General features: G+C 69.2%; 22 protein-coding genes. 10 read left to right on the plus strand and 12 right to left on the minus strand.

The window, feature by feature from the left end:
- Positions 1 to 84: 84 nt before the first annotated feature.
- Together NRB20_RS25945 and NRB20_RS25950 are read right to left on the minus strand one after the other, a co-directional pair.
- Positions 85 to 957, minus strand: a complete 873-nt coding sequence (locus NRB20_RS25945; protein WP_319945402.1) for an alpha/beta fold hydrolase — start codon at positions 955 to 957, stop codon at positions 85 to 87.
- A 219-nt stretch (positions 958 to 1,176) separates the two neighbouring features.
- Entirely contained in the window at positions 1,177 to 1,938 is a 762-nt protein-coding gene (locus NRB20_RS25950) for a TetR/AcrR family transcriptional regulator (RefSeq protein ID WP_227833865.1), read from the minus strand.
- 173 nt (positions 1,939 to 2,111) lie between these two features.
- On the opposite strand from NRB20_RS25950, the gene NRB20_RS25955 reads away from it, so the two are divergent.
- Positions 2,112 to 2,696 carry a flavodoxin family protein gene (locus tag NRB20_RS25955; RefSeq protein ID WP_153413481.1) on the plus strand — a complete coding sequence of 195 codons (585 nt, stop codon included), beginning with the start codon at positions 2,112 to 2,114 and terminating at the stop codon, positions 2,694 to 2,696.
- Between the two features lie 80 nt (positions 2,697 to 2,776).
- Positions 2,777 to 3,415, plus strand: coding sequence for an LppP/LprE family lipoprotein (locus NRB20_RS25960; protein ID WP_194290007.1), 639 nt, complete (start codon positions 2,777 to 2,779; stop codon positions 3,413 to 3,415).
- A 78-nt stretch (positions 3,416 to 3,493) separates the two neighbouring features.
- Here the strand turns inward: NRB20_RS25960 and NRB20_RS25965 are convergent, their stop codons facing one another.
- Both NRB20_RS25965 and NRB20_RS25970 read right to left on the minus strand, forming a co-directional pair.
- A complete protein-coding gene (locus tag NRB20_RS25965) occupies positions 3,494 to 4,615 on the minus strand; it encodes an NAD(P)H-dependent flavin oxidoreductase (RefSeq protein WP_153413485.1) in 1,122 nt (373 codons plus the stop codon).
- A 253-nt stretch (positions 4,616 to 4,868) separates the two neighbouring features.
- Positions 4,869 to 5,297 (minus strand): NUDIX hydrolase, encoded by a 429-nt coding sequence (locus NRB20_RS25970; RefSeq protein WP_153413487.1) that lies wholly within the window; start codon positions 5,295 to 5,297, stop codon positions 4,869 to 4,871.
- A gap of 336 nt (positions 5,298 to 5,633) precedes the next feature.
- Between NRB20_RS25970 and mtnA the strand changes: the two genes are divergently transcribed.
- From mtnA to mtnC, 3 genes are read left to right on the plus strand one after another with little or no spacing between them, the layout of a single operon-like run.
- The gene (gene mtnA / locus NRB20_RS25975; protein ID WP_153413489.1) at positions 5,634 to 7,412 is read left to right on the plus strand and encodes an S-methyl-5-thioribose-1-phosphate isomerase; all 1,779 of its coding nucleotides are present in this window, start codon (positions 5,634 to 5,636) and stop codon (positions 7,410 to 7,412) included.
- The gene (locus NRB20_RS25980) at positions 7,409 to 7,978 is read left to right on the plus strand and encodes a 1,2-dihydroxy-3-keto-5-methylthiopentene dioxygenase (RefSeq protein WP_153413491.1); all 570 of its coding nucleotides are present in this window, start codon (positions 7,409 to 7,411) and stop codon (positions 7,976 to 7,978) included. The genes mtnA and NRB20_RS25980 overlap by 4 nt, the downstream gene beginning before the upstream one ends.
- Positions 7,975 to 8,679, plus strand: a complete 705-nt coding sequence (gene mtnC, locus NRB20_RS25985) for an acireductone synthase (protein ID WP_319945403.1) — start codon at positions 7,975 to 7,977, stop codon at positions 8,677 to 8,679. The genes NRB20_RS25980 and mtnC overlap by 4 nt, the downstream gene beginning before the upstream one ends.
- Positions 8,680 to 8,738: 59 nt before the next feature.
- Here mtnC and NRB20_RS25990 read toward each other — a convergent pair whose 3' ends face one another.
- The 3 genes from NRB20_RS25990 to NRB20_RS26000 are packed head-to-tail and all read right to left on the minus strand — an operon-like array spanning position 8,739 to position 10,109.
- A complete protein-coding gene (locus NRB20_RS25990) occupies positions 8,739 to 9,314 on the minus strand; it encodes a GTP-binding protein (RefSeq protein WP_319945404.1) in 576 nt (191 codons plus the stop codon).
- A 4-nt stretch (positions 9,315 to 9,318) separates the two neighbouring features.
- The gene (locus NRB20_RS25995; protein WP_153413493.1) at positions 9,319 to 9,693 is read right to left on the minus strand and encodes a DUF742 domain-containing protein; all 375 of its coding nucleotides are present in this window, start codon (positions 9,691 to 9,693) and stop codon (positions 9,319 to 9,321) included.
- Entirely contained in the window at positions 9,690 to 10,109 is a 420-nt protein-coding gene (locus NRB20_RS26000) for a roadblock/LC7 domain-containing protein (protein WP_153413495.1), read from the minus strand. Before NRB20_RS26000 ends, NRB20_RS25995 begins: the two co-directional genes overlap by 4 nt.
- 167 nt (positions 10,110 to 10,276) lie before the next feature.
- On the opposite strand from NRB20_RS26000, the gene NRB20_RS26005 reads away from it, so the two are divergent.
- Both NRB20_RS26005 and NRB20_RS26010 read left to right on the plus strand, forming a co-directional pair.
- A complete protein-coding gene (locus NRB20_RS26005; RefSeq protein WP_153413744.1) occupies positions 10,277 to 10,906 on the plus strand; it encodes a LysE family translocator in 630 nt (209 codons plus the stop codon).
- 106 nt (positions 10,907 to 11,012) lie between these two features.
- Positions 11,013 to 12,566 carry a succinic semialdehyde dehydrogenase gene (locus tag NRB20_RS26010; protein ID WP_153413497.1) on the plus strand — a complete coding sequence of 518 codons (1,554 nt, stop codon included), beginning with the start codon at positions 11,013 to 11,015 and terminating at the stop codon, positions 12,564 to 12,566.
- Between the two features lie 174 nt (positions 12,567 to 12,740).
- Here the strand turns inward: NRB20_RS26010 and NRB20_RS26015 are convergent, their stop codons facing one another.
- From NRB20_RS26015 to NRB20_RS26025, 3 genes are all read right to left on the minus strand, one after another.
- Entirely contained in the window at positions 12,741 to 13,169 is a 429-nt protein-coding gene (locus NRB20_RS26015) for a DUF779 domain-containing protein (protein ID WP_153413499.1), read from the minus strand.
- Positions 13,169 to 14,689, minus strand: coding sequence for an acetaldehyde dehydrogenase ExaC (exaC, locus tag NRB20_RS26020; protein WP_319945431.1), 1,521 nt, complete (start codon positions 14,687 to 14,689; stop codon positions 13,169 to 13,171). Before exaC ends, NRB20_RS26015 begins: the two co-directional genes overlap by 1 nt.
- A gap of 197 nt (positions 14,690 to 14,886) precedes the next feature.
- Positions 14,887 to 16,122, minus strand: coding sequence for a sigma-54-dependent transcriptional regulator family protein (locus tag NRB20_RS26025; protein WP_194290008.1), 1,236 nt, complete (start codon positions 16,120 to 16,122; stop codon positions 14,887 to 14,889).
- Positions 16,123 to 16,232: 110 nt separating this feature from the next.
- Between NRB20_RS26025 and NRB20_RS26030 the strand changes: the two genes are divergently transcribed.
- Positions 16,233 to 17,108 (plus strand): TIGR03621 family F420-dependent LLM class oxidoreductase, encoded by an 876-nt coding sequence (locus NRB20_RS26030; RefSeq protein ID WP_153413503.1) that lies wholly within the window; start codon positions 16,233 to 16,235, stop codon positions 17,106 to 17,108.
- 34 nt (positions 17,109 to 17,142) lie between these two features.
- Here NRB20_RS26030 and NRB20_RS26035 read toward each other — a convergent pair whose 3' ends face one another.
- Entirely contained in the window at positions 17,143 to 17,463 is a 321-nt protein-coding gene (locus NRB20_RS26035; protein ID WP_153413505.1) for a hypothetical protein, read from the minus strand.
- 104 nt (positions 17,464 to 17,567) lie between these two features.
- Here NRB20_RS26035 and NRB20_RS26040 point away from each other — a divergent pair, with 104 nt between their 5' ends.
- Positions 17,568 to 18,305, plus strand: a complete 738-nt coding sequence (locus NRB20_RS26040) for a M50 family metallopeptidase (protein ID WP_319945405.1) — start codon at positions 17,568 to 17,570, stop codon at positions 18,303 to 18,305.
- 12 nt (positions 18,306 to 18,317) lie between these two features.
- On the opposite strand, the gene NRB20_RS26045 is transcribed toward NRB20_RS26040, so the two are convergent.
- Positions 18,318 to 19,130, minus strand: coding sequence for an SEL1-like repeat protein (locus tag NRB20_RS26045; protein ID WP_153413507.1), 813 nt, complete (start codon positions 19,128 to 19,130; stop codon positions 18,318 to 18,320).
- A gap of 285 nt (positions 19,131 to 19,415) precedes the next feature.
- Here NRB20_RS26045 and NRB20_RS26050 point away from each other — a divergent pair, with 285 nt between their 5' ends.
- The gene (locus NRB20_RS26050; protein ID WP_227833866.1) at positions 19,416 to 20,414 is read left to right on the plus strand and encodes an FAD-dependent monooxygenase; all 999 of its coding nucleotides are present in this window, start codon (positions 19,416 to 19,418) and stop codon (positions 20,412 to 20,414) included.
- The last annotated feature ends 72 nt before the right edge of the window (positions 20,415 to 20,486 follow it).

Below are 20,486 nucleotides of genomic sequence, written 5' to 3' on the forward strand. Positions count from 1 at the left end.
GGGGGCCGAAACTGGTTCGCCACCAACGGATTACGGGCATCTGCGCATTTCGGCGACCACTGCCGGCACCCCGCGTCGCCCTGATTACCGAAGCCGTTGAGTGGCTGTCCAATTCCGGATCGCGGTGACGAATTCCTCGGGGGCGTCGGATTCCACGTAGGTGCCGGCGCCGTCGACCAGGACGAGTTCGTGGCCGGGGAAGGCCGCTTGCAGGCGTTCGCGTTCCTGGCGGCGGAATGCGAGGTCGGCCGCGCCCCACACGATCAGCGTCGGCAGGTGCGCGAGGGCGGGCAGGCCGGTTTCGAGCTCGGTGAAGAACTGGCGGCTGGCCACGACCCGGCTGGGCAGTATCGCGCTGGACCGGCGTCGTTCGGGGGTGTCCAGGGCGCGGCGGTAGTGGGTCATCTCGGCCGCGGTGGGTGTGCGTCTGCGGTGTCCGGTGGGGATGAACGTGTTGACCAGGAGGTTGAACCGCCGGATCAGCGCGCGGCCCGGCGGCCCGCCCAGCAGGCGCGCGAAGGCTTCGAAGTACAGGCTGCCGTTGACCGGCCAGGCCCAGGTGTTGGCCAGCACGAGCCGGGTGAACATGCCCGGTCGCCGTTGCGCGACCGCGAGTCCGATCGGCCCGCCCCAGTCCTGTCCGACCAGCGTGACCTGCTCGAGGCCGAGCGCGTCGGCGAATCCGGCGACCACCTCGGCGTGTTCCTCGGGCAGGTAGCGGTAACCGGGCCCGGCCGTGGAGAGCCCGAAGCCCGGATAGTCCGGGGCGATGCACCGGAACTCGCCGCGCAGCGCGGTGATCACCTCGCGCCACAGGAACGACCAGGTCGGATTCCCGTGCAGGAACAGCAGTGCCGGGCCGGCGCCCTCGTCGATGTAGTGCACGGTGTGCCCGTCGATCTCGACGAATCGACTGCGGAACGGGAACAGTTCGTCATCGACCCACGCGGGCCGCACACTCTCGGTGATATCGGCTATCTCGGCCCCCTCTCGATTCCGATCCCCTGATGACTTGAGTCTTTCACCTATGCTTGACAATATCAAGCACACGGAAGGCGGCGCGGCCGAGGACATCGAAAGTGTTCGCGCACAACGGATCACGCAAGGACGAGGTCGCCGACCCTGCCGGTCCACACTGATCGCGTCCCGGATCATCCCTGTAGTACGCGCGCGTGTTCAGTGAGAGGTTTCGTCGCCCTCGACGCAACGATGGGCATGCTCCAGCCGGGCGAGCCATTCGCGGAGCAGTCCGGCTTCGGAGACGCTGAATCCCACGCCGGTCACGGGGTCGGTGTCGCCGGTGGGGGTGATGATGCCGAGCAGTGACCGGGCGCGGTCGGCGATGGGGGAACGGTGCTCGGCGCGGGGTGCGGGCGCTTCGGTGAGGGCGTCGAGCACGATGTCTCGCAGGGGGCGGATCGAGCGGGCGTCGCGGGATCGTTCGGGCCGGGCCAGCAGGTGCAGGACCGCGCCGGTCGTGGACGCTTCGATGGCGGTCACGGCCGCGTCGACCGGCACTCGCAGCAGCCCGTGTTCGTTGGCTCGGTCGAGCATGCCGCGCAGGATGGCGCGGTTCTCGATGACCGCGGCGGGGTGGCGGCCCGGGCGCGGGTTGGCGTACATCAGCGTGTAGATGGCGGGGTTGGCCAGGCCGAACTCGACGTGCGTCTCCCAGCCGCGCCGCAGGTCCTCGATCGGGTCCATGCTGGGGACGAAGGCGCGTTTCTCGGCGAGGTAGCTCTCGAATCCGAAGCTGGCGATCGCGTCGAGCAGGGCGTCCTTGTCGCCGAACAGCCGATACAGGGTCGGTGTCTGTACTCCGGCCGCGGTGGCCACCGCGCGGGTGGACAGTGCGGCGGGCCCGGCCTCGGTCAGCAGTGCGACCGCCGCGTCGAGGATGCGTTCGCGCTGGTCGTCGGGGCGGCTACTGGAGGGCATGTACCGATGATAACGGGAAAATGTTGACATTGACAATGACACTGTCACGGCTCTAGCGTTATCACTGTCAACAACAGTGATTCGGCGACGCTGCCGACCCCGCGGCACTCACATGCCGGCGTAGCTCCCGGCCCCGCGGAACTGTTCACCGATCACGAGGAAAAGGATTCGACATGTCATCTGTTCACGTCGCCATCGCCTACTACTCCGGTTACGGGCACACACTCGAACTCGCCAAGGCCGTGCGCGCGGGTGTCGAGGCGGTGTCGGGGGCACGCGCCGAGCTGGTCGATGTCGCGGCGCTGACCGACGCGCAGTGGGAGTTGCTCGATGACGCCGACGCGATCGTCTTCGGCACGCCGACGTATATGGGGTCAGCGGCCGGGGCGTTCCATGTCTTCGCCGAGGCGACCTCGAAGCGGTGGATGAGTCAGCGGTGGCTGGACAAGCTGGCCGCGGGGTTCACCAATTCCGGGTCGATGAGCGGGGACAAGTTGCACACGTTGCAGTACCTGGCGCTGCTGGCCGCTCAGCACGGTATGCACTGGGTCGGTCTGGGGCTGATGCCGGGCTGGAACACCACCACCGGTAGCGAATTCGACGACAACCGGCTGGGGTTCTATCTCGGGGCGGGCGCGCAGACCTGGAACGATCAGGGTCCCGAAGCGGTTCATGCCGCGGATCTGGCCACCGCGCGGCATCTCGGGGGACGGGTGGCCAGGCAGGCGTTGCGTTTTCGGCCCGTGGTCGCGATATAGAGCGTGTGCCGGTGCGGAATACTCCGCGCCGGCCGGGGTATGAAGAACGTGCATGTAGAACCGACGGAAGGTCACCACCAGTGTTCCGATCCACCGGCGTCACCGTCCTGGTCAGTATCGCCGCGGCGAGCTTGTTGTCCGGTTGCGGCAGCGGCGCCGGCGCCGATCATGCTGCCGCATCCACGAGTTCGTCGGGGGCATCGAGTTCGGCTGAGGCGCAAGCGAATTCGACATCCTCCTCCGACTCCACCTCGGCGCGGGCGGACGCGGAGTCGCCGTCCGCGCGGATCTCGCCCGCGGATGCGCCGGTGACCGGGTGCGGGGTCGATCTGTCCTCGCCGACGATCCGGGCGGCGCTGGCGAAACTGCCGCAGGAGCCGGTCACGCAGCGGGCGTGGAATACGAATCCGGCGTCGTTCCAGGGGAATTTCGATCCGTGTGCGACGTTGTCGACCGCGATCGTGACGATCCAGGGGGCGACGGGTAGTTCGCCGGATCAGGCGTTGATGTTCCACAAGGGGCGTTATCTGGGGACCGCGACGTCCAAGGCGTACGGGTTCACCGCGCTGGCCGCGGCGGCGAGCACCGATGACACGGTGGTGTTGAGTTACAAGACTCCCGGCAGCTGCAACGCGTGTCCCGACGGCACCTACACCCAGGTCCAGTTCCATTGGGACGGAACGCATGTGGTGATGATCGGTCACCCGCCGCAGTCGTAGGCGGTCCTCGCGAAACGATGAATGCGCCGCCCCCGGTGATGCCGGGGGCGGCGCATTCGTGTGGTGGCGGCGGGGTTTTCAGCCGTTGTTGAGTTTGTTGAGGCGTTCGCAGGATTCGAGGTATTCCTCGATGAGCCGCTGCATCAGGTCCGCGGTGCGTTCGACCTTGTTCATCAGGCCCACGACCTGGCCGACGGGGTTGAAGTTGACGTCCTTGGCGGCTTCGGGGTAGCGGTGTCCGCGCTTGACCCCGTCCAGGGCGACCATCATCTGCAAGGGCATGGGCAGCGGGTCCGGGTTCTCGGGCTTCTCCCACGCCTCGGTCCAGTCGTTGCGCAGCATGCGGGCGGGTTTGCCGGTCCACGAGCGCGAGCGCACGGTGTCGTGGCTGGTGGCCTCGATGTAGGACTGCATCTGCGCGGGCGGCACGTTGGCCTCCTCGACGGTGAGCCACAGCGATCCGGTCCACGCGCCCGCGGCGCCCATGGCCATCGCGGCGGCGACCTGGCGGCCGTTGCCGATACCGCCGGCGGCGAGGGCGGGCAGGTCGCCGATCGCGTCGATGACCTGCGGCCACAGCACCAGCGAGGAGATCTCGCCGCAGTGCCCGCCGCCCTCGGTGCCCTGCATGACGACGAAGTCCAGGCCCGCGCGCTTGTGGTTGAGGGCGTGTTTGACCGAACCGCACAGCGCGCCGATCAACCGGCCCGAGTCCTGGACCTGCTTGATGATGTCCTCGGGCGGGGTGCCCAGGGCGTTGGCGACGAGTTTGGCCTTGGGGTGGCGCAGGATGACCTCGACCTGCGGGCCCGCGGTGGTGGCGGTCCAGCCCAGCAGCTGGTGGTGGTGTTCACCCTCGGGCAGGTGCGGGACGTTGTGATCGTTGAGCAGCTTCTCGGCGAAGTCGCGGTGGCCCTGGGGGACCATCTCGGCGAGTTTGGCTTCCAGCTCGTCCGGGCTCAGGCCGTCCGCGCCCTTGCCCTCGTATTTGGAGGGGATGACCAGGTCCACGCCGTAGACGCCCTGGACGTGCTCGTCGAGCCAGGCCAGTTCGACCTCGAGTTGCTCGGCGGTGAATCCGACCGCGCCGAGCACACCGATTCCACCGGCGTTGCTCACCGCGGCGGCGACGTCGCGGCAGTGGGTGAAGGCGAAGATGGGGACGTCGATGCCCAGTCGTTCGCAGATCTCGGTACGCATGGGGTGAAGCACTCCTCTGGTTTTCCGGCGCTGGAAAGTCTCGCCGCATAACACTAGAACACGTTTCATATTCAGGCTAGCGACTCGGAGTACACAAATCGAGAGGGGGATCGAATTACGGGTGGTCAAATGCCTCTATAGACTGGGTGCCGGATGATTTCAGGGAACAGTCGTGCACTGAAATGCGTGCGCAACTCGTTCTAGTTCGCCTGTTCTCGCGACCAGCGGGGATATCGGAAAAAGATGCGCCGGATCAGCGTCCCGGCCGTGCGGGCAGCATGCCCCGGGCCAGGAGATCGTCGAACAGCAGCTGATCGACCGGTGGGACGCGTTCGCGGTCGAGGTAGCTGAACCACGCGATCTCATCGATCTCGCTGCTGGGTTCCAGGGCGCCGGTGTATTCGGCGGTGTAGCAGGCCATCCGCACCGAACCTGTTGCGGGACCGGGCAATCGGGCCTCGTAGGTGCCCACGTGCACGAGCGTGTGCGCGCTGAGCGCGACGGTGAGTTCCTCGTCGATCTCCCGCAGCAGTGTCTGCGCGTCGGTTTCGGCCCCTTCCCGTTTCCCGCCGGGAATGTAGAACACGTCCTTGCCGCGCGGGCGTGCGCACAGGATTCGCCCGTGCTCGATCAGCACCCAGGCCACGGTGTCGATGAGCAGTGTGGTCGGCTCGGCGCGCATGCCCAGCACAGTACCGGCCGCCGCGCCGCGCCCCGGGACGCGAGGACGCGGGCCGACCCCGGGACGCGTCCTCGCTCCCCAGGGTCGGCCCCGGGAATCGCCGTGTTCGTCTCGGGTCGTGAAGGATCCGGGTGCGCGGCACCCGTCGAACTCGGGCAGTCGTGTGCGCTCGACTCGTGAAGGGCGCGTATCGACGGCGCGATCGGCAGGAGGATCGGCACGGCCTGCTCGCGTGCGGCGGGGTGTGGTCGGGATCGGGGTGAGCGTAAAGCTGGTGGGGGCGGGTTCGATACGGTTTCCTCGAGGTTGTCGGGTTCGGTGTGAGGGTGCGCGCGGATGGGTGAGAGTTCGATTTCGTGGGACCGGGGCGCGGTGGTCGTGATCGATCAGCGGGCGTTGCCGGGGGAGTTGCGGTGGTTGCGGATCTCCACGGTGGACGAGGTGATCGAGGCGATCGCGACGTTGGCGGTGCGGGGTGCCCCGGCGATCGGGGTGACCGGTGCGTTCGGGGTGGCGTTGGCGGCGTTCGCGCACGAGGGGGACGACGCGGCGGTCACGGCCGAGGCGCGGCGGATCGCGGCGGTGCGGCCGACGGCGGTGAATCTGTCCTGGGCGGTGGCGCGGGCGTTGGCGCGGCTGCCCGGTGGGGCGCGGGCGGTGTTGGCCGAGGCGCAGGCGTTGCTGGCGCAGGACGGTCGGGTGAATCGGGCCGCGGCCGAGCGGGCGGCGGATCTGGTGCAGCGGGTGTGCCCGGATCGGCCGTTGCGGGTGCTGACCCATTGCAATACCGGTCGGCTCGCCACGACGTCGTTCGGGACCGCGCTGGGGGCGATCCGGGTGCTGGCCGCGCGGGAGGCGATCGAATCGGTGCTGGTCGACGAGACGCGTCCGCTGTTGCAGGGGGCGCGGTTGACCGCGTGGGAGCTGGCCGAGGCCGGTATCGCGCATCGGTTGACGATCGATGCCGCCGCGGCGTGGGCGATGGCGACCGGGCAGGTGGACTGTGTGCTGGTGGGCGCGGATCGCATCACCGCCGACGGCGCGGTGGCCAACAAGATCGGCACCTACGCGCTGGCGTTGGCCGCGGCGCGCCATCGGATCCCGTTCGTGGTCGTCGCCCCGGAGTCCACACGCGATCCGGGCACCGCGACCGGCGCGCAGATCGTCGTGGAGCAGCGCGCCGCGGCGGAGATCACCGAGATCGCCGGTGTGCCGACCGCTCCCGAGGGCACCGCGGTGTTCAATCCGGCGTTCGACGTGACCCCGCCGGATCTGATCACCGCGGTGGTCACCGAGAACGGTGTCGTGTACAGCACGCTGGACGATGGCCTGGCCGGTGCGAGGAGCGCGGGCATCGCTGCCGGTCCGGAGGGTGGGCCGGTGGCAGCCGGCGGGGTCAGGACCGCTGTGGGCGTCGGCGACGATACCGCACCCCGGGACGGGACATCCGGCATCCCGGCACGCGATGGTGGGTGCGGTCCGGAAGTGGTTGCGGGACAACGGATCGCGGGCATCGCGCGGAGCTTGTACGCGCGGGGGTGGATGCCGGGGACGGCGGGCAATATCTCGGTGCGGCTGGGTGAGGACGCGCTGATCACCGGTAGCGGTTTGTCCAAGGGGGAGTTGCGCGCGGCCGATATGGTGCGGGTGCGGGTGGCCGATTCGGTGGCGGCGGCCGGTGCGCGCCGGGCTTCGGCGGAGACCGCCATTCACACCGCGATCTATCGGGCGACCGAGGCTACCGCGGTGGTGCATGTGCATCCGCCGTATGCCACGGCGTTGTCAGCCGATGCCGGACCGGGCCCGGATGTGTTGCGGTTCAGTGGTTACGAGCTGATCAAGGGGTTGGGGGCGGCGGTGTCGGTCGGGGTGCCGGTAGTGTCCAATCATGCCGATGTGGCGCGGATCGGCGCGGAGGTCGAGGCGTTGTTGCGCGCGGATCCGCAGGGGCCGCCGGTGTTGTTCATCGCCGGGCACGGCATCACCGCGTGGGGTGCGAGCCTGGCCCAGGCGCGGGATCGCGCGGAGTGTCTCGAGGCGTTGTGTGAGCTGGTGAGGTTGACCGGCCGCCGGGAGATCGGTGTGCTGTCCGGTGCTGAGGAAGGTTCGAAATGACTGTGCTGCAAGTGATGTCCGATACCGCGGCCGATCGGGTCGTGTTGCGTACGAGTGATCCGGCGGTGATCGGCGCGGAGTTGGCGCGGCGCGGGATCGTGTTCGACCGGTGGCCGCTGCCGGCCGATCCGCGCGCGGCCACCGATGACATTCTGGCCGAATACGCTGCGCGGATAGCCGATCTGAACGCCGATGGCCGGTTCCGGCACATCGATGTGGCGCGGATCGCGCCCGACGAGCGGGATCCGCGGTGGCCGCAGACCGCGGCGGCGGCGCGGGGGAAGTTCCTGGCCGAGCATCGCCATGCCGAGGACGAGGTGCGGTTCTTCGCCGCGGGGCGGGGCTGTTTCTATCTGCATCTGGACGGTGAGGTGGTCGCGGTGGTGTGTGAGGCGGGGGATCTGGTGTCGGTGCCGGCGGGCACGCGGCATTGGTTCGACATGGGTGTGCGCCCGGATTTCCTGGCGATCCGGTTCTTCGAGGAGCAGGACGGCTGGGTGGGTGATTTCACCGGTGACCGGATCGGGGAGGGTTTCCCGGGTCTCGACGAGTTGCTCGCGGCGTGAGTATCGCGATCGTCCTGGATATCGAGGGGACCACGAGTCCGACGCGCGCGGTGCGGGAGGATCTGTACGGCTATACCCGGGACCGGTTGCCGGGCTGGCTGGCCGAGCATCGCCAGGATGCGGCCGCGCCGGTGCTGGCCGGGGTGCGGGAGTTGTCGGGCCGCCCGGACGCCGATACCGGTGAGGTCGCCGAGATCCTGTGTGGCTGGCTGGATTCGGATGTCAAGGCCGCCCCGTTGAAGACCGCGCAGGGGATGATCTGCGGGGAGGGTTTCCGCACGGGCGCGTTGCACGGGGAGTTCTTCGCGGAGGTTCCGGCGGTGTTGCGGGCCTGGCACGACACCGGTGCGCGGTTGTTCGTGTATTCCTCGGGTTCGGTGCGCAATCAACAGGATTGGTTCGCGTTCGCCCGCGGCGGGGATCTGTCGGGGTTGATCGGGGGCTGGTTCGATCTGGCCAACGCGGGCCCCAAGCGCGAGCCGGGCTCGTACGAGGCGATCGCGGCGGCGATCGGGGTGCCCGCGGCGGGGATCGTGTTCGTCTCCGATCACGCGGACGAGCTGGACGCCGCGGTGGCCGCGGGCTGGGGTGTGGTGGGTGTGACGCGGGCCGGTGAGCCGAATTCACCACGGCCGCCGCATCATTGGGTCGGGTCGTTCACCGAGATCGACCCGGCCGCGACCAGCGCCGCGCGACGATAGCCGGGAGACGCGCGTGCAGCACTCGGCATGCGGTGAACAAGCGCCGGGTGCTGGACGCCTCAGTGCACGCCCGCGGCGGTGGCGCGTTCGATGAGGTGCTGCACCAGGGTCATCAGCACGGTTTTGCTCGAGCCGCGTTCGCGCGCGTCGCACAGCACGACCGGGACCTGCGGGTCCAGGTCCAGGGCGTCGCGTACTTCGTCGGGGGTGTAGACCGGCGCGTTCTGGAAGCAGTTGACCGCGACGGCGAATACGAGTCCGCGGCGTTCGAAGTAGTCGATCGCGGCGAAGGAGCTTTCCAGGCGGCGGGTGTCGGCGATGACGATCGCGCCCAGGGCTCCGCGCGCGAGTTCGTCCCACAGGAACCAGAAGCGGTCCTGTCCGGGGGTGCCGAACAGGTAGAGCACCAGGTTGCGGTCGATGGTGATGCGGCCGAAGTCCAGGGCGACGGTGGTGGTGGTCTTGGCCTCGACTCCGGCCAGATCGTCCACGCCGCTGGACATTTCGGTGATCAGTTCCTCGGTGCGCAGCGGGGCGACCTCGCTGAGGGAGCCGACCATGGTGGTCTTGCCGACGCCGAACCCACCGGCGACGAGGATTTTGACCGAGGCGGCCAGGGTTGTGGTATCGGGCACGTGTTCAGAGCTTTCGGATTCCGGCGAGGACCGCTCGCAGGATGGTCAGGTCCGCGGAGCCGGTGTCGGTGTGGATGGGGTCGCGGAAGGTCAGGTGTCCCTCGCCGATGAGATCCCCGACGAGGATCTTGGTCACCGCCAGGGGCAGTTTCAGTAGTGCGGAGACTTCGGCCACCGATTGCGGAGCACGGCACAGCCGCATGATGTCCGCGTATTCGGGTTCGCTGCGCCGCAGCCGGGGTGCGGCGGTGGCGGTGACGACGAGGGTGAGCATATCGAGGTCGTGTCCGGCGCCGACGGTGCGGCCCCGGGTGACCGCGTAGGGGCGCACCAGGGGGCCGGCGTCGTCGTCGAACCAGGGTTGGTGGTGGCGGGTCATGAGGAGCGCTGCGGGGTGTGCGCGGGGCCGCGGGCGCCGGTGGACAGGTAGCCGCCGAGGCGTTGCACGGTCAGGTTCATCTCGTAGGCGACCATGCCGAGGTTGGCGTCGTCGGTGGCTTGCAGGGCGATGCACGCGTTGTCCCCGGCGGCGGTGACGAACAGGACCGCGCGGTCGAGTTCGATGACCGCCTGGCGCACGCCGCCGCCGTCGAATCGGCTTCCGGCGCTGCGCGCCAGCCCGTGCAGGGTGGCGGACATGGCGCCGAAGTGTTCGGCGTCCTCGCGGCTCATGGTGGTGGATCGGCCCAGGAGCAACCCGTCGGTGGAGTGCACGACCGCGTAGCGGACCCCGGCGAGGCGGTCCACGAGGTCGTCCAGGAGCCAGTTGAGATCCCCCGCGTTGGATATGGTCATCCTCGGCCTTTCTCCTGACTCGTGCGATTCGATCCAACATTACCGCTGCGTGTGGTGGTGGCGACCGGTGCGCGGACAATGGCCGACACGTGCCGCGCCCTTGACACCGATTGTCGAATATGTCTGGGGCACTGCGGTGTTACAGCGCTTCGTATACTCGTGTGGTGATGTCGGTGGTGCAGGTGTCGGGTGTGGGCGGGGCGATGTTGCTGGGGGCGATGTCCCCGGGCCCGGATTTCGTGATCGTGATGCGCAACGCGATGCTCTCGGGTCGTCGCGCGGGGGTGGCCTCGGCGGCGGGGGTGGCGTTGGGGGTGTTCGTGTGGGCGGTGTTGAGCGGGTTGGGGGTGGCCGGGTTGCTGGCGGCCTCGGCGGTGGCGTTCACGGTGGTGAAGCTGGCCGGTGCGGTGTATCTGTGCTATCTGGGGGTGCGGGCGTTGCTGGCGGCGCGGCGCGGGGTGTACGAGGTTGTGCCGGAGGGGGTTTCGAGCGATCCGGTGGGTGTGCGGGCGGGTTTCGGGCAGGGGTTGGCGAACAATCTGCTCAATCCGAAGGCGGCGGTGTTCTTCGTGGCGTTGCTGCCGCAGTTCCTGCCCGCCGCCCCGACGTTCGCCGACACCGCGGAGGTGGCGTTGACCGCGGTCGTGGTGACCGCGGCGTGGTTCGTGGTGCTGGCGGTGGGGATCGCGACGTTGCGGGGGGTGTTCACGCGGCGGCGGGTGCGGCGGGTGATCGATGCGGCGATGGGGTCGCTGCTGGTCGGGCTCGGGGTGCGGATAGCGTTGCAGAGCAACTGAATTCGCGGTCCTCGCGGGAGGGGTGCGGGCGAGGGCCCGGGTGTGGTCGCCGGGCGCGGTAGATTGTGCGTATCGCGCGGTTACCCACAAGTAGGAGGCCAGTTCCATGCCCGTTCCGGATCCCGCCGAATTCGCCCGTCTGTCCGGATTCGCCGCGGTCGACTCCGCGGGGGTGCACGCGACGCGCACGATCACCGAGGTGTTCACCGGCCGCGAACTCGGTGAGGTGCCCGTGGGCGCGGCCGGGGATGTGATCGCCGCGGTCGAGCGGGCCCGGGTCGCCCAGGCGCGGTGGGCCGCGCGTCCGGTCGCCGAGCGCGCGGCGGTGCTGGACCGGTATCGCGCGCTGGTGGTGGGTGAGCGGGAGCGGTTGATGGATGTGATCCAGGCCGAGTCCGGCAAGGCCCGCTGGGCCGCGCAGGAGGAGATCATGGGCCTGATGTTCGCGGCCCGCTACTTCTCCCGCGTCGCTCCGAAACTGCTTGCCCCGCACCGGGTTCGGGGCGCGTTCCCGCTGTTGAACCGGGCGGCGGTGCATGCGCGGCCCAAGGGTGTGGTGGGGGTGATCGCGCCGTGGAACTATCCGATGCTGCTCTCGATCGGGGACGCGCTGCCGGCGTTGGCGGCCGGGAACGCGGTGATCGTCAAACCCGACAGCCAGACCCCGTATTCGGCGTTGGCGAATGTGGAGTTGCTGTGGCGGGCGGGTTTGCCGCGCGAGGTGTTGCAGGTGATTCCGGGGCCCGGCGCGGTGGTGGGGACCCAGATCGTGCGGTCGTGTGACTATCTGATGTTCACCGGGTCCTCGGAGACCGGCCGCACCCTGGCGCGCGAGTGTGGGGATCGGTTGATCGGGTTCTCCGCGGAGTTGGGTGGGAAGAATCCGATGATCGTGGCGCGCGGTGCGGATCTGGCCAAGGCCGCGCGCGCGGCGGTGCGGGCGTGTTTCTCCAATGCCGGGCAGTTGTGTATCTCGATCGAGCGGTTGTATGTGGATTCGACGGTGGCCGCGGAGTTCACCGAATTGTTCGTCGCGGCGGTGCGGGCGGCGAATCTGGGTGCGGCGTACGACTTCTCGGCCGATATCGGCAGTCTGATCTCCCCGGCGCAGCTCGAGACGGTCACCGCACATGTCACCGACGCGGTGTCCAAGGGGGCCACGGTGCTGGTGGGCGGGAACGCGCGCCCGGATCTGGGGCCGCTGTTCTTCGAGCCGACGGTGCTCTCAGGGGTGACCGACGAGATGGAGTGCGGTCGCAACGAGACGTTCGGGCCGCTGGTGTCGATCTATCCGGTCTCGGGTGTGGAGGAGGCGATCGCGCGGGCGAACGACACCGAGTACGGCCTCAATGCCAGTGTGTGGGCGGCCAGTACCGTGGACGGGCAGCGGATCGCCGAGCGTCTGAACGCGGGCACGGTGTGTATCGATGAGGGGTATGCCCCGGCGTGGGGGACCACCGCGGCGCCGATGGGTGGGATGGGGATTTCCGGGGTGGGTCGCCGGCACGGTCCGGACGGGTTGTCGAAGTTCACCGAGCCGCAGAGTGTGGTGGCCACGCGGTGGATGAATCTGGATCCGCCGTTCGGGTTGCCGCAGAGCCGGTGGCAGCCGATGTTGATGGGGATCGCACGGAGCCTGCGGTTCCTGCCGGGCCGTTGATGTCGTGAAACCTGGTGGGCGGCAGTGATATCGGTGGGGCCTGTCCGGCCCCGGGAGGGTGATTCCGGGGCCGGACAGGTGTGTCGCGGCTGCCGCACCGCCGGGGGTCGGCGGTGCGGCAGCCGCGCGAGGGTTCCGGTCTCGGAGTGGACGGCCGGTCCGGAACCACGGGAATCAGGACTGGGTGCCGGATTCGGCCGGGTGTGCGCCGGTGGGTGGCGGGTTCGCCGCGAGTAGTTCGACCTCGTCGTCGGTGAGCAGCCGGGAGCGGATCAGGAACCGCACCCCTTCGGGGGCTTCGAGGGAGAATCCGCTGCCGCGTCCGGGGACCACGTCGACGGTGAGGTGGGTGTGGCGCCAGTAGTCGAACTGGTCCGCGCTCATCCAGAACGGGGTCTGCCCGGGCAGTTCACCGAGCAGCACGTCCGCGGCGCCGACCCGGAACTCCCCGCGCGGGTAGCACATCGGGGAACTGCCGTCGCAGCAGCCGCCGGACTGGTGGAACATCACCGGACCGTGGTGCCGGACCAACTGGTCCAGCACCACGGCCGCGGCGTCGGTGATCGCGATGCGCCGCGCCACCTCGGGGCCCGGGTCGGGCATCAGAAGAACCCCTGCTTGTTCGGCGAGTAGCTGACCAGCAGGTTCTTGGTCTGCTGGTAGTGATCGAGCATCATCTTGTGGTTCTCGCGGCCGATACCGGATTTCTTGTACCCGCCGAACGCGGCGTGCGCGGGGTAGGCGTGGTAGCAGTTGGTCCACACCCGTCCGGCCTTGATCGCCCGGCCCAGGCGGTAGGCGGTGTTCATGTCGCGGGTCCACACGCCCGCGCCGAGGCCGTAGAGGGTGTCGTTGGCGATCGCGACGGCGTCGTCGATGTCGTCGTAGCGGGCCACCGACACCACCGGACCGAAGATCTCCTCCTGGAAGATCCGCATGTCGTTGCTGCCTTCGAAGATGGTGGGTTCGATGTAGAACCCGCCGGGGTAGCCCTCGACCTTGCGGGCCTGGCCGCCGGTGAGGACCTTCGCGCCTTCCTGGCGGCCGATGTCCAGGTAGGACAGGATCTTCTCGTACTGGTCGTTGCTGGCCTGGGCGCCGATCATGGTGTCGGTGTCCAGCGGGTTGCCGCCGGTGATGGCGCGGGTGCGTGCGATACAGCGGGCGATGAACTCGTCGTAGATCGAGGAGTGGATCAGCGCGCGCGAGGGGCAGGTGCACACCTCGCCCTGGTTGAGGGCGAACATGACGAAACCCTCGACGGCCTTGTCCAGGAACGCGTCGTCCGCGGCGGCGACGTCGGGCAGGAAGATGTTGGGGCTCTTGCCGCCGAGTTCGAGGGTGACCGGGATGATGTTCTCGCTCGCGTACTGCATGATGAGTCGTCCGGTGGTGGTTTCACCGGTGAACGCGACCTTGGCGACCTTCGGGCTCGAGGCCAGCGGTTTGCCCGCTTCGACACCGAATCCGTTGACCACGTTGACGACTCCGGGCGGCAGCAGGTCCGCGATCAGCTCGATCACCAGCAGCAGCGAGGCGGGGGTCTGTTCGGCGGGTTTGATGACCACACAGTTCCCGGCCGCGAGGGCGGGGGCGAGTTTCCAGGCGGCCATGAGGATGGGGAAGTTCCACGGGATGATCTGCCCGACCACGCCGAGCGGTTCATGGAAGTGGTAGGCGATGGTGTCGGCGTCGATTTCGGAGATCGCGCCTTCCTGTCCGCGCACCGCGCCGGCGAAGTAGCGGAAGTGATCGACGGTCAGGGGCAGGTCCGCGGCGAGGGTTTCGCGGACGGCCTTGCCGTTCTCCCAGGATTCGGCGACCGCGAGGCGTTCGAGGTTGGCCTCGATGCGGTCCGCGATCCGGTTCAGCACGTTCGCGCGTTCTCCGGCCGGGGTGGCGCCCCAGGCGGGCGCGGCGGCGTGGGCGGCGTCCAGGGCGGCGTCGATGTCCGCGGCGGTGGAGCGGGCGACCTGGCAGAAGGTTTCGCCGTCGATGGGTGAGGGGTTGTCGAAATATCGTCCCTCGGCCGGTGCTTTCCAGTCCCCGCCGATGAAGTTGTCGTAGCGGCCGGCGAATTCGACGATGCTGCCCGCTGTTCCGGGCTTGGCGTAGATCATGATGCTCGCTTCGTGGTCGGCCGTCGCACACGCGAGCCCTCGTTACCCGCTCGTCCGGGCGAGTGCCCGCGCGAGCCGACGCGCGTACCACGGGGATGATCCGGGACGCGGTCAGTGTGGATCGGCAGGGTTGGCAACAGGTTGGCGTCCGCGTGACCAGGGAACAAGGCCCGGTCACCGCGCGGATCGTGCGGGCGGGTTCAGTCGGTGAGGGCGGCGTGCAGGCGCGCGGTCACCTCGGGGCGACGCGAGTCTCCCGGCGCCAGCAACCCCAGCGCGTGCTCGTGGATCTGGGCGTCCTCGGGGCAGCGGATGCCCAGTTGCACCGCGTGCGCCGCGCACGGGCTCTCGAGTACCGCGGTGCGCACGCTGACCGCGATACTCTCGCGCCAGCGCACGATGCCGGGGGTGTCCGATCCGGGCAGCAGCGGCCCGCGATACAGCCGCAGCGCCGCGCTCACGTCCCCGGCGGCCAGCGCGCCGAGCAGGTCCACCGCGTCGCACGAGATCGGCCGGTTCAGCAGGTAGCGGCGGCTCGCGATCTGCCCACCGGTGGCGTGGCGCAGATGTGACACATCGGCTTTGAGGGTGCCCGCCCCGACCGGCCGGTCCCCGTAGATCGCGGTCTGCAACCGCTGCGGGGTGAACCCATCGGGCTCGAGGGCCAGCAGGGTCAGGATCTCGAGCTGGCGCGGCCGCAACCGCACCGGGCATCCGGCGCGGGACAGGGTCGCTGCGCCCAGGCATTGCAGGCGGATGCCGGGCTGTTCGCCGGGCAGGTCCGCGGGCAGTTGCGAGCGGATCGCGGTGGCCAGCGCGCGCACGGTGGACAGGGCCAGCGGGTGGGAGCGTTCCCAGCTGGTGGACAGGTCGATCACGCCGAGGCGGCGGCCGTCGGGGGCGTTGATCGGGGCGCTGTAGCAGACCCAGCTGTGCAGCGCGGCGAGCAGGTGTTCCGCGGAGAACACGGTGGCGGGTTGTCCGGTGGTCAGGGCCAGGGACATCGCGTTGGTGCCCATGTGGGGTTCGTCCCAGCGCCCGCCGGGGGCGAAGTTCAGTTTCTCGGCGCGGCGGCGCAGCACGCGCCCGCCGGAGACCCACAGGATGGTGCCGCGTTCGTCGGTGACACACGCGGTGAAGCCGGAATCGTCGGTGATGCTGTGCAATTCGTCGGCCAGCGCGGTGACCGGCGCGCGCAGCGGGGAATGCGCCCAGCGGGTGGCGATCTCGTCGTCGTCCGCGGGTGCGGCGCGACGTTCGGGATCCACGGTGGTCAGTGACCGCTGCCAGGATTGGGCGACCTCACTGCGCAACGTGGTGTGCCCGGAGGTGGTGTGCGCGAGCGGTTCCGGGGCCGGGGCGTGCGGGATCGCCCAGCGTGCCCACTCCTGTTCCAGGGCGGCGCGCTGCTGGGTGAGAGTGCGCGACTGCGGCATGGTCACCAACCTCGTCGTCGGGCGAAGTCCTGGGCGCTCGCACCCCATGATTGCGCATACCGGTCCAGGTCGCGGGGAAATTGTCGGACCCGGCTGGTAGACAGGAAAACATGAGCTCACCGTTGCGGTTCGGGGTCAACATGTTCCTCACCGACTCCAAGCAGGCGTGGATCGAGAAGTGCCGCAGGGCAGAGGATTCGGGTTTCGACGTGCTGGGGGTGGCCGATCACCTGGGTTTCCTGGCCCCGCTGCCGGCGATGCTGCTGGCCGCGCAGGTCACCGAGCGGGTACTGGTGAACTCGTTCGTGCTCAACGTCCCGTTCTACAACCCGACGCTGCTGGCCCGGGAGGTCGCCACGGTCGATCTGCTGACCGACGGCCGCCTCGAGCTGGGATTGGGCGCGGGCTACGTGAAATCCGAATTCGATACCGCCGCCATCGATTTCCCCGGCCCGGGGCGTCGGGTGGAGCAGGTCGCCGAGTTCGCGCGCACACTGCGCGCCACGTTCGCCGATCCCGAGTACCGTCCGCGCCCAGCGCGCGCGGGTGGTCCGCCGCTGCTGATCGGGGGCTGGGGTGAGCGGATGTTGGCGGTGGCCGCGCGGTACGCCGATGTGGTCGCGTTCACCGCCGGGCGCACCACCGTCGACGGGTCGCTGCTGATGGGCACCCCCGAGGAGTTGGATCAGCGGGTCGCGCGGGTGCGCGAGCTGCTGGGCGAGCGCGCCGAGAGCACCGAATTCAACATCCTGATCCAGCAATTCGCCGCCCCGCACCAGCGCGCGGCCCTGCTCGACCGCCTGACCCCCAACCTGCCCGACGGTACGCACGAGCGGGCCGAGGAGATCCCGGCGCTGCTGATCGGCACCCCCGAGCAGATGGCCGATCAGCTGCGTGAACGCCACAAACGGTACGGGATCAACTATTTCACCGTCCTGGAACCGAACATGGACGCGATGGCCCGGGTCATCGAGCTGCTGCGCTGAAAACCGCTGCGCCCGTACGGTATTGGGTCACCGGCTATTTGTTGAGGAAGATGCCCGCCACATCGGCCTTCTTGATCGGTGTCGACGAGTCCCGCTGATTGCCGCACAGGAAGTTCACCTGCACGATCGTCGCGTCCACCACGGTGCCCGCGGGCTCGTGCTCACTACCGGTCTGCTGCTTGACGAACTTGGTGATCGTCACCCGCTGGGTGTCCTGATCCTGCTTCACGTAATCGCTGCACGCGGTGTCCCCGCCCTTGTTCAACGCCTTCTGCACATCACCGCATCCGCTCAGAAGTGTTGCGGCGACACCGATCACACTCACACCGGCGCACGCCCATCGCAGCGACCGCATCGTGCTCTCCTCTGCTGCACGCCGAGCCGACCCCGGCGATCCCGACCGACAGCTTAGGGCGTGCGCGCACTGCACGCCCGGTGACGTACCGCTACCCTACGGCGGTGAATTGCTCGCACATCGCCGCACCGATATCGGTGTCCTCGGTATCGGATCGGCTGTGGCTGGTCTCCGCGCACCCACCGCTGTGGGTCATCGCCGCCACCGCCGCGGTCGCGCTGGCGCTGGTGCTGTACGCGCCGGTGTGGCGGATCCTGCGCACCGCGGTCACCATCGCCCACGAGGGCGGACACGCCCTGGTCGCGGTACTGACCGGACGCACCCTGCGCGGTGTGCGACTGCATTCGGACACCTCCGGGGTCACCGTCTCGCGCGGAAAACCCTACGGCCCCGGCATGATCCTGACCACCATGGCCGGATACCCCGCCCCGTCGCTGCTGGGGCTCGGGTGCGCGGCGATGCTGGGCATCGGCCGGTTGACCCTGATGCTGTGGCTGGTGGTGGCGGCCCTGCTGATCCTGTTGCTGTTGATCCGCAACATGTTCGGGCTGCTGGCGGTGATCGTCGCGGGCGCGGCGGTGTTCGGGGTGTCCTGGTACGGCGACGTGATCGTGCAAGGCGTGTTCGGCTACGCGGTGGCCTGGTTCCTGCTGTTCGGCGGCCTGCGCGCGGTCGCCGAACTCCAGCGCGTGCACGTGCGCGGCGACGGATCCGACGCCGATCAACTCGCCCGCCTCACCCGCATCCCGGCCGTCGTCTGGGTGCTGGTGTTCGCCGCGGCGTCACTGGCCTGCCTCGTCGGCGGTGGCCGCCTGCTGCTGACGCCCTGGCCGTTCACCTGAGCACCAGCCGGGTCAGGGCCGCGATCCCTGCCCGGCGTACTCGCGCCAGCGTCGCGCTTCCCCCGCGCTGCCGTGCCGATCGAGCACCTCGGCCAGCCCGGTCATCGCCCGCACGTCCCCGTGTTCCGCGGCCATCCGCCACCACCGTTCGGCCTCGGCGAGCTCACCGTGCCCGAAACGCACCGCACCCAGGTCGTACGCGGCCCCCACATGCCCCAGCTTCGCCGCCTGGGTCCACAGCGTGCATGCCTGCGCGGTCTCACCCTGCACGTGCATCGCCACCCCCAACTCGTACAGCGCCCCCCGATGCCGCGACTCGTCGGTCGCGACGGTCCGAACCTGGATCCCCACCACCAGATCCTCGAAATCCGGCGCACCCACCCCGGTACTGCACCGCAACACCGGCGTGCGCTCCGAGCGGTCCACCAGCACCCCGTAGTTGCCCTGCCACGACACCGGCCCACCGCATCCGGTCAACCACACCGGCGTCAGCGTGAACCTCGAATCCGGTCCCGCACCGCACAATTCGATCTCCACCCCCTCGGCCATCGCCTCGGTCCACACATCCACCCCGCGCAACCGCCGCCCCGCCAACGCCACGTACCCGCTCAACACCGACACCGCGATCCCCACCCCGATCACCCCGGCCGGGGGAGCCGCGCGCCGCAACCGCAGACCCAGCATCGTCGGATCCGCGCCCAGCGCTTGGCAATACATCGGTTCCACCTCTTGGCCCTGCCACCGCACCGGCTCCCCGCCGCCGTACCGATCGGCCAGGGACCCCCGCGAAACGTCCAGCTCACCAGAGCGGTACGGCCCGGTCATCGTGCCCGCCTTTCCCCGAAGTCCGCGAAACCCACGCCGCGGTACCGCACCGGAACGGTGAACCCCTTGACCCCGAACGTATTTCCGGCACCGGCAGCGGCTCGACGACCCCCCGGAAACCAGCCGGACGGTCTGCTCGACATGCCACAATCTGTTCGCCCGCAATACTATTCGCACATCGCACCGCGCGCGCACCGACCGATATCGCCGGCGCCGAACGCATGCCAGGGCTCGCGCAAGCCGCACGCGAGAGGGCCGCAACCACACCCGCGCACCGTGGCATCCATGAGCGAAACATTCGACGTCCTCGTCGCCGGAGCAGGACCGGTCGGACTCGCCGGATTCGACTTCCCCGGCGTGGACCCCCTGATCACCGGACATCAGGCGATGGTCGAGATGCGCGGCGGCGAAGCGCTGCGGGGCGGCTGGAACTGCACCGACACCGGCATCTACGTGCACGGACCGATGCCCGGTCGGATCCTGACCGTCCAGTTCGACGGGCCACCCGCCGACCGCACCACCCCGGTCACCGCCACCGAACTCGAGGACGCCCTGCACGCGGTGTCGGGTGTGCGAGTGCAGGTCACGGCGGTCCGTTCGGCCACCCGCTTCACCGACAACACCCGCCAGAGCACCGACTACCGCACCGGCCGCGTCCTGCTGGCCGGGGACGCCGCGCACGTGCACTCACCATTCGGCGGGCAGGGCCTGAACCTGGGCGTCGGCGACGCGGTCAACCTCGGCTGGAAACTCGCCGCCGTCAGCACCGGACGCGCCCCGGCCGAGTTGCTGGACACCTACACCACCGAACGGCATCCGATCGGGCAGTGGGTGCTCGAATGGTCCCGCGCGCAGGTCGCCATCATGCGCACCGACCCGCACAGCCGCGCCATGCGCGCGGTCACCGAACAACTCCTGGCCACCCGCGACGGCGCGACCGGCATCGTGAAGCGGATCTCCGGCATCGCGCACCGCTACGACCTGGGGGACACTCATCGCCTGGTGGGCCGGTCCGCACCCGATATCGCGCTGGCCGACGGCACCCGCCTGGCCGAACACTGCACCCGCGGCGGGGCGGTGCTGCTGGATCTGGCCGACACCCCCGCCCTGCGCGAGATCGCCGCACCCTGGCAACGCGACATACTGGTCGTCACCGCCAAACCCGTTGCACCGCACGAACTCTCGGGCATGCTGGTACGCCCCGACGGCATCGTCGCCTGGGCCGCGCCCGAGGGCGTCACCGGATTGCGCGAGGCACTGACCCGCTGGTTCGGCACCCCCTGATCGCCCCGCCCGGTGTGCGCGCCCACCCACACGACCTACTACAGAATGTAGTGGAACCGCGCTACGGTGAAA

The organism is Nocardia macrotermitis, from assembly GCF_009604405.1.
GTDB classification, from domain to species: Bacteria; Actinomycetota; Actinomycetes; order Mycobacteriales; family Mycobacteriaceae; genus Nocardia; species Nocardia macrotermitis.

Excerpts from the sequence above, each read along its gene's own strand:
- NRB20_RS25950 (WP_227833865.1), bottom strand. The coding sequence starts at position 1,938 with ATGCCCTCCAGTAGCCGCCCCGACGACCAGCGCGAACGCATCCTCGAC.
- NRB20_RS25955 (WP_153413481.1), top strand. The coding sequence starts at position 2,112 with ATGTCATCTGTTCACGTCGCCATCGCCTACTACTCCGGTTACGGGCAC.
- NRB20_RS25965 (WP_153413485.1), bottom strand. The coding sequence starts at position 4,615 with ATGCGTACCGAGATCTGCGAACGACTGGGCATCGACGTCCCCATCTTC.
- NRB20_RS25970 (WP_153413487.1), bottom strand. The coding sequence starts at position 5,297 with ATGCGCGCCGAGCCGACCACACTGCTCATCGACACCGTGGCCTGGGTG.
- mtnA (WP_153413489.1), top strand. The coding sequence starts at position 5,634 with ATGGGTGAGAGTTCGATTTCGTGGGACCGGGGCGCGGTGGTCGTGATC.
- NRB20_RS25980 (WP_153413491.1), top strand. The coding sequence starts at position 7,409 with ATGACTGTGCTGCAAGTGATGTCCGATACCGCGGCCGATCGGGTCGTG.
- NRB20_RS25995 (WP_153413493.1), bottom strand. The coding sequence starts at position 9,693 with ATGACCCGCCACCACCAACCCTGGTTCGACGACGACGCCGGCCCCCTG.
- NRB20_RS26000 (WP_153413495.1), bottom strand. The coding sequence starts at position 10,109 with ATGACCATATCCAACGCGGGGGATCTCAACTGGCTCCTGGACGACCTC.
- NRB20_RS26005 (WP_153413744.1), top strand. The coding sequence starts at position 10,277 with ATGTCGGTGGTGCAGGTGTCGGGTGTGGGCGGGGCGATGTTGCTGGGG.
- NRB20_RS26010 (WP_153413497.1), top strand. The coding sequence starts at position 11,013 with ATGCCCGTTCCGGATCCCGCCGAATTCGCCCGTCTGTCCGGATTCGCC.
- NRB20_RS26015 (WP_153413499.1), bottom strand. The coding sequence starts at position 13,169 with ATGCCCGACCCGGGCCCCGAGGTGGCGCGGCGCATCGCGATCACCGAC.
- NRB20_RS26025 (WP_194290008.1), bottom strand. The coding sequence starts at position 16,122 with ATGCCGCAGTCGCGCACTCTCACCCAGCAGCGCGCCGCCCTGGAACAG.
- NRB20_RS26030 (WP_153413503.1), top strand. The coding sequence starts at position 16,233 with ATGAGCTCACCGTTGCGGTTCGGGGTCAACATGTTCCTCACCGACTCC.
- NRB20_RS26035 (WP_153413505.1), bottom strand. The coding sequence starts at position 17,463 with ATGCGGTCGCTGCGATGGGCGTGCGCCGGTGTGAGTGTGATCGGTGTC.
- NRB20_RS26045 (WP_153413507.1), bottom strand. The coding sequence starts at position 19,130 with ATGACCGGGCCGTACCGCTCTGGTGAGCTGGACGTTTCGCGGGGGTCC.
- NRB20_RS26050 (WP_227833866.1), top strand. The coding sequence starts at position 19,416 with ATGAGCGAAACATTCGACGTCCTCGTCGCCGGAGCAGGACCGGTCGGA.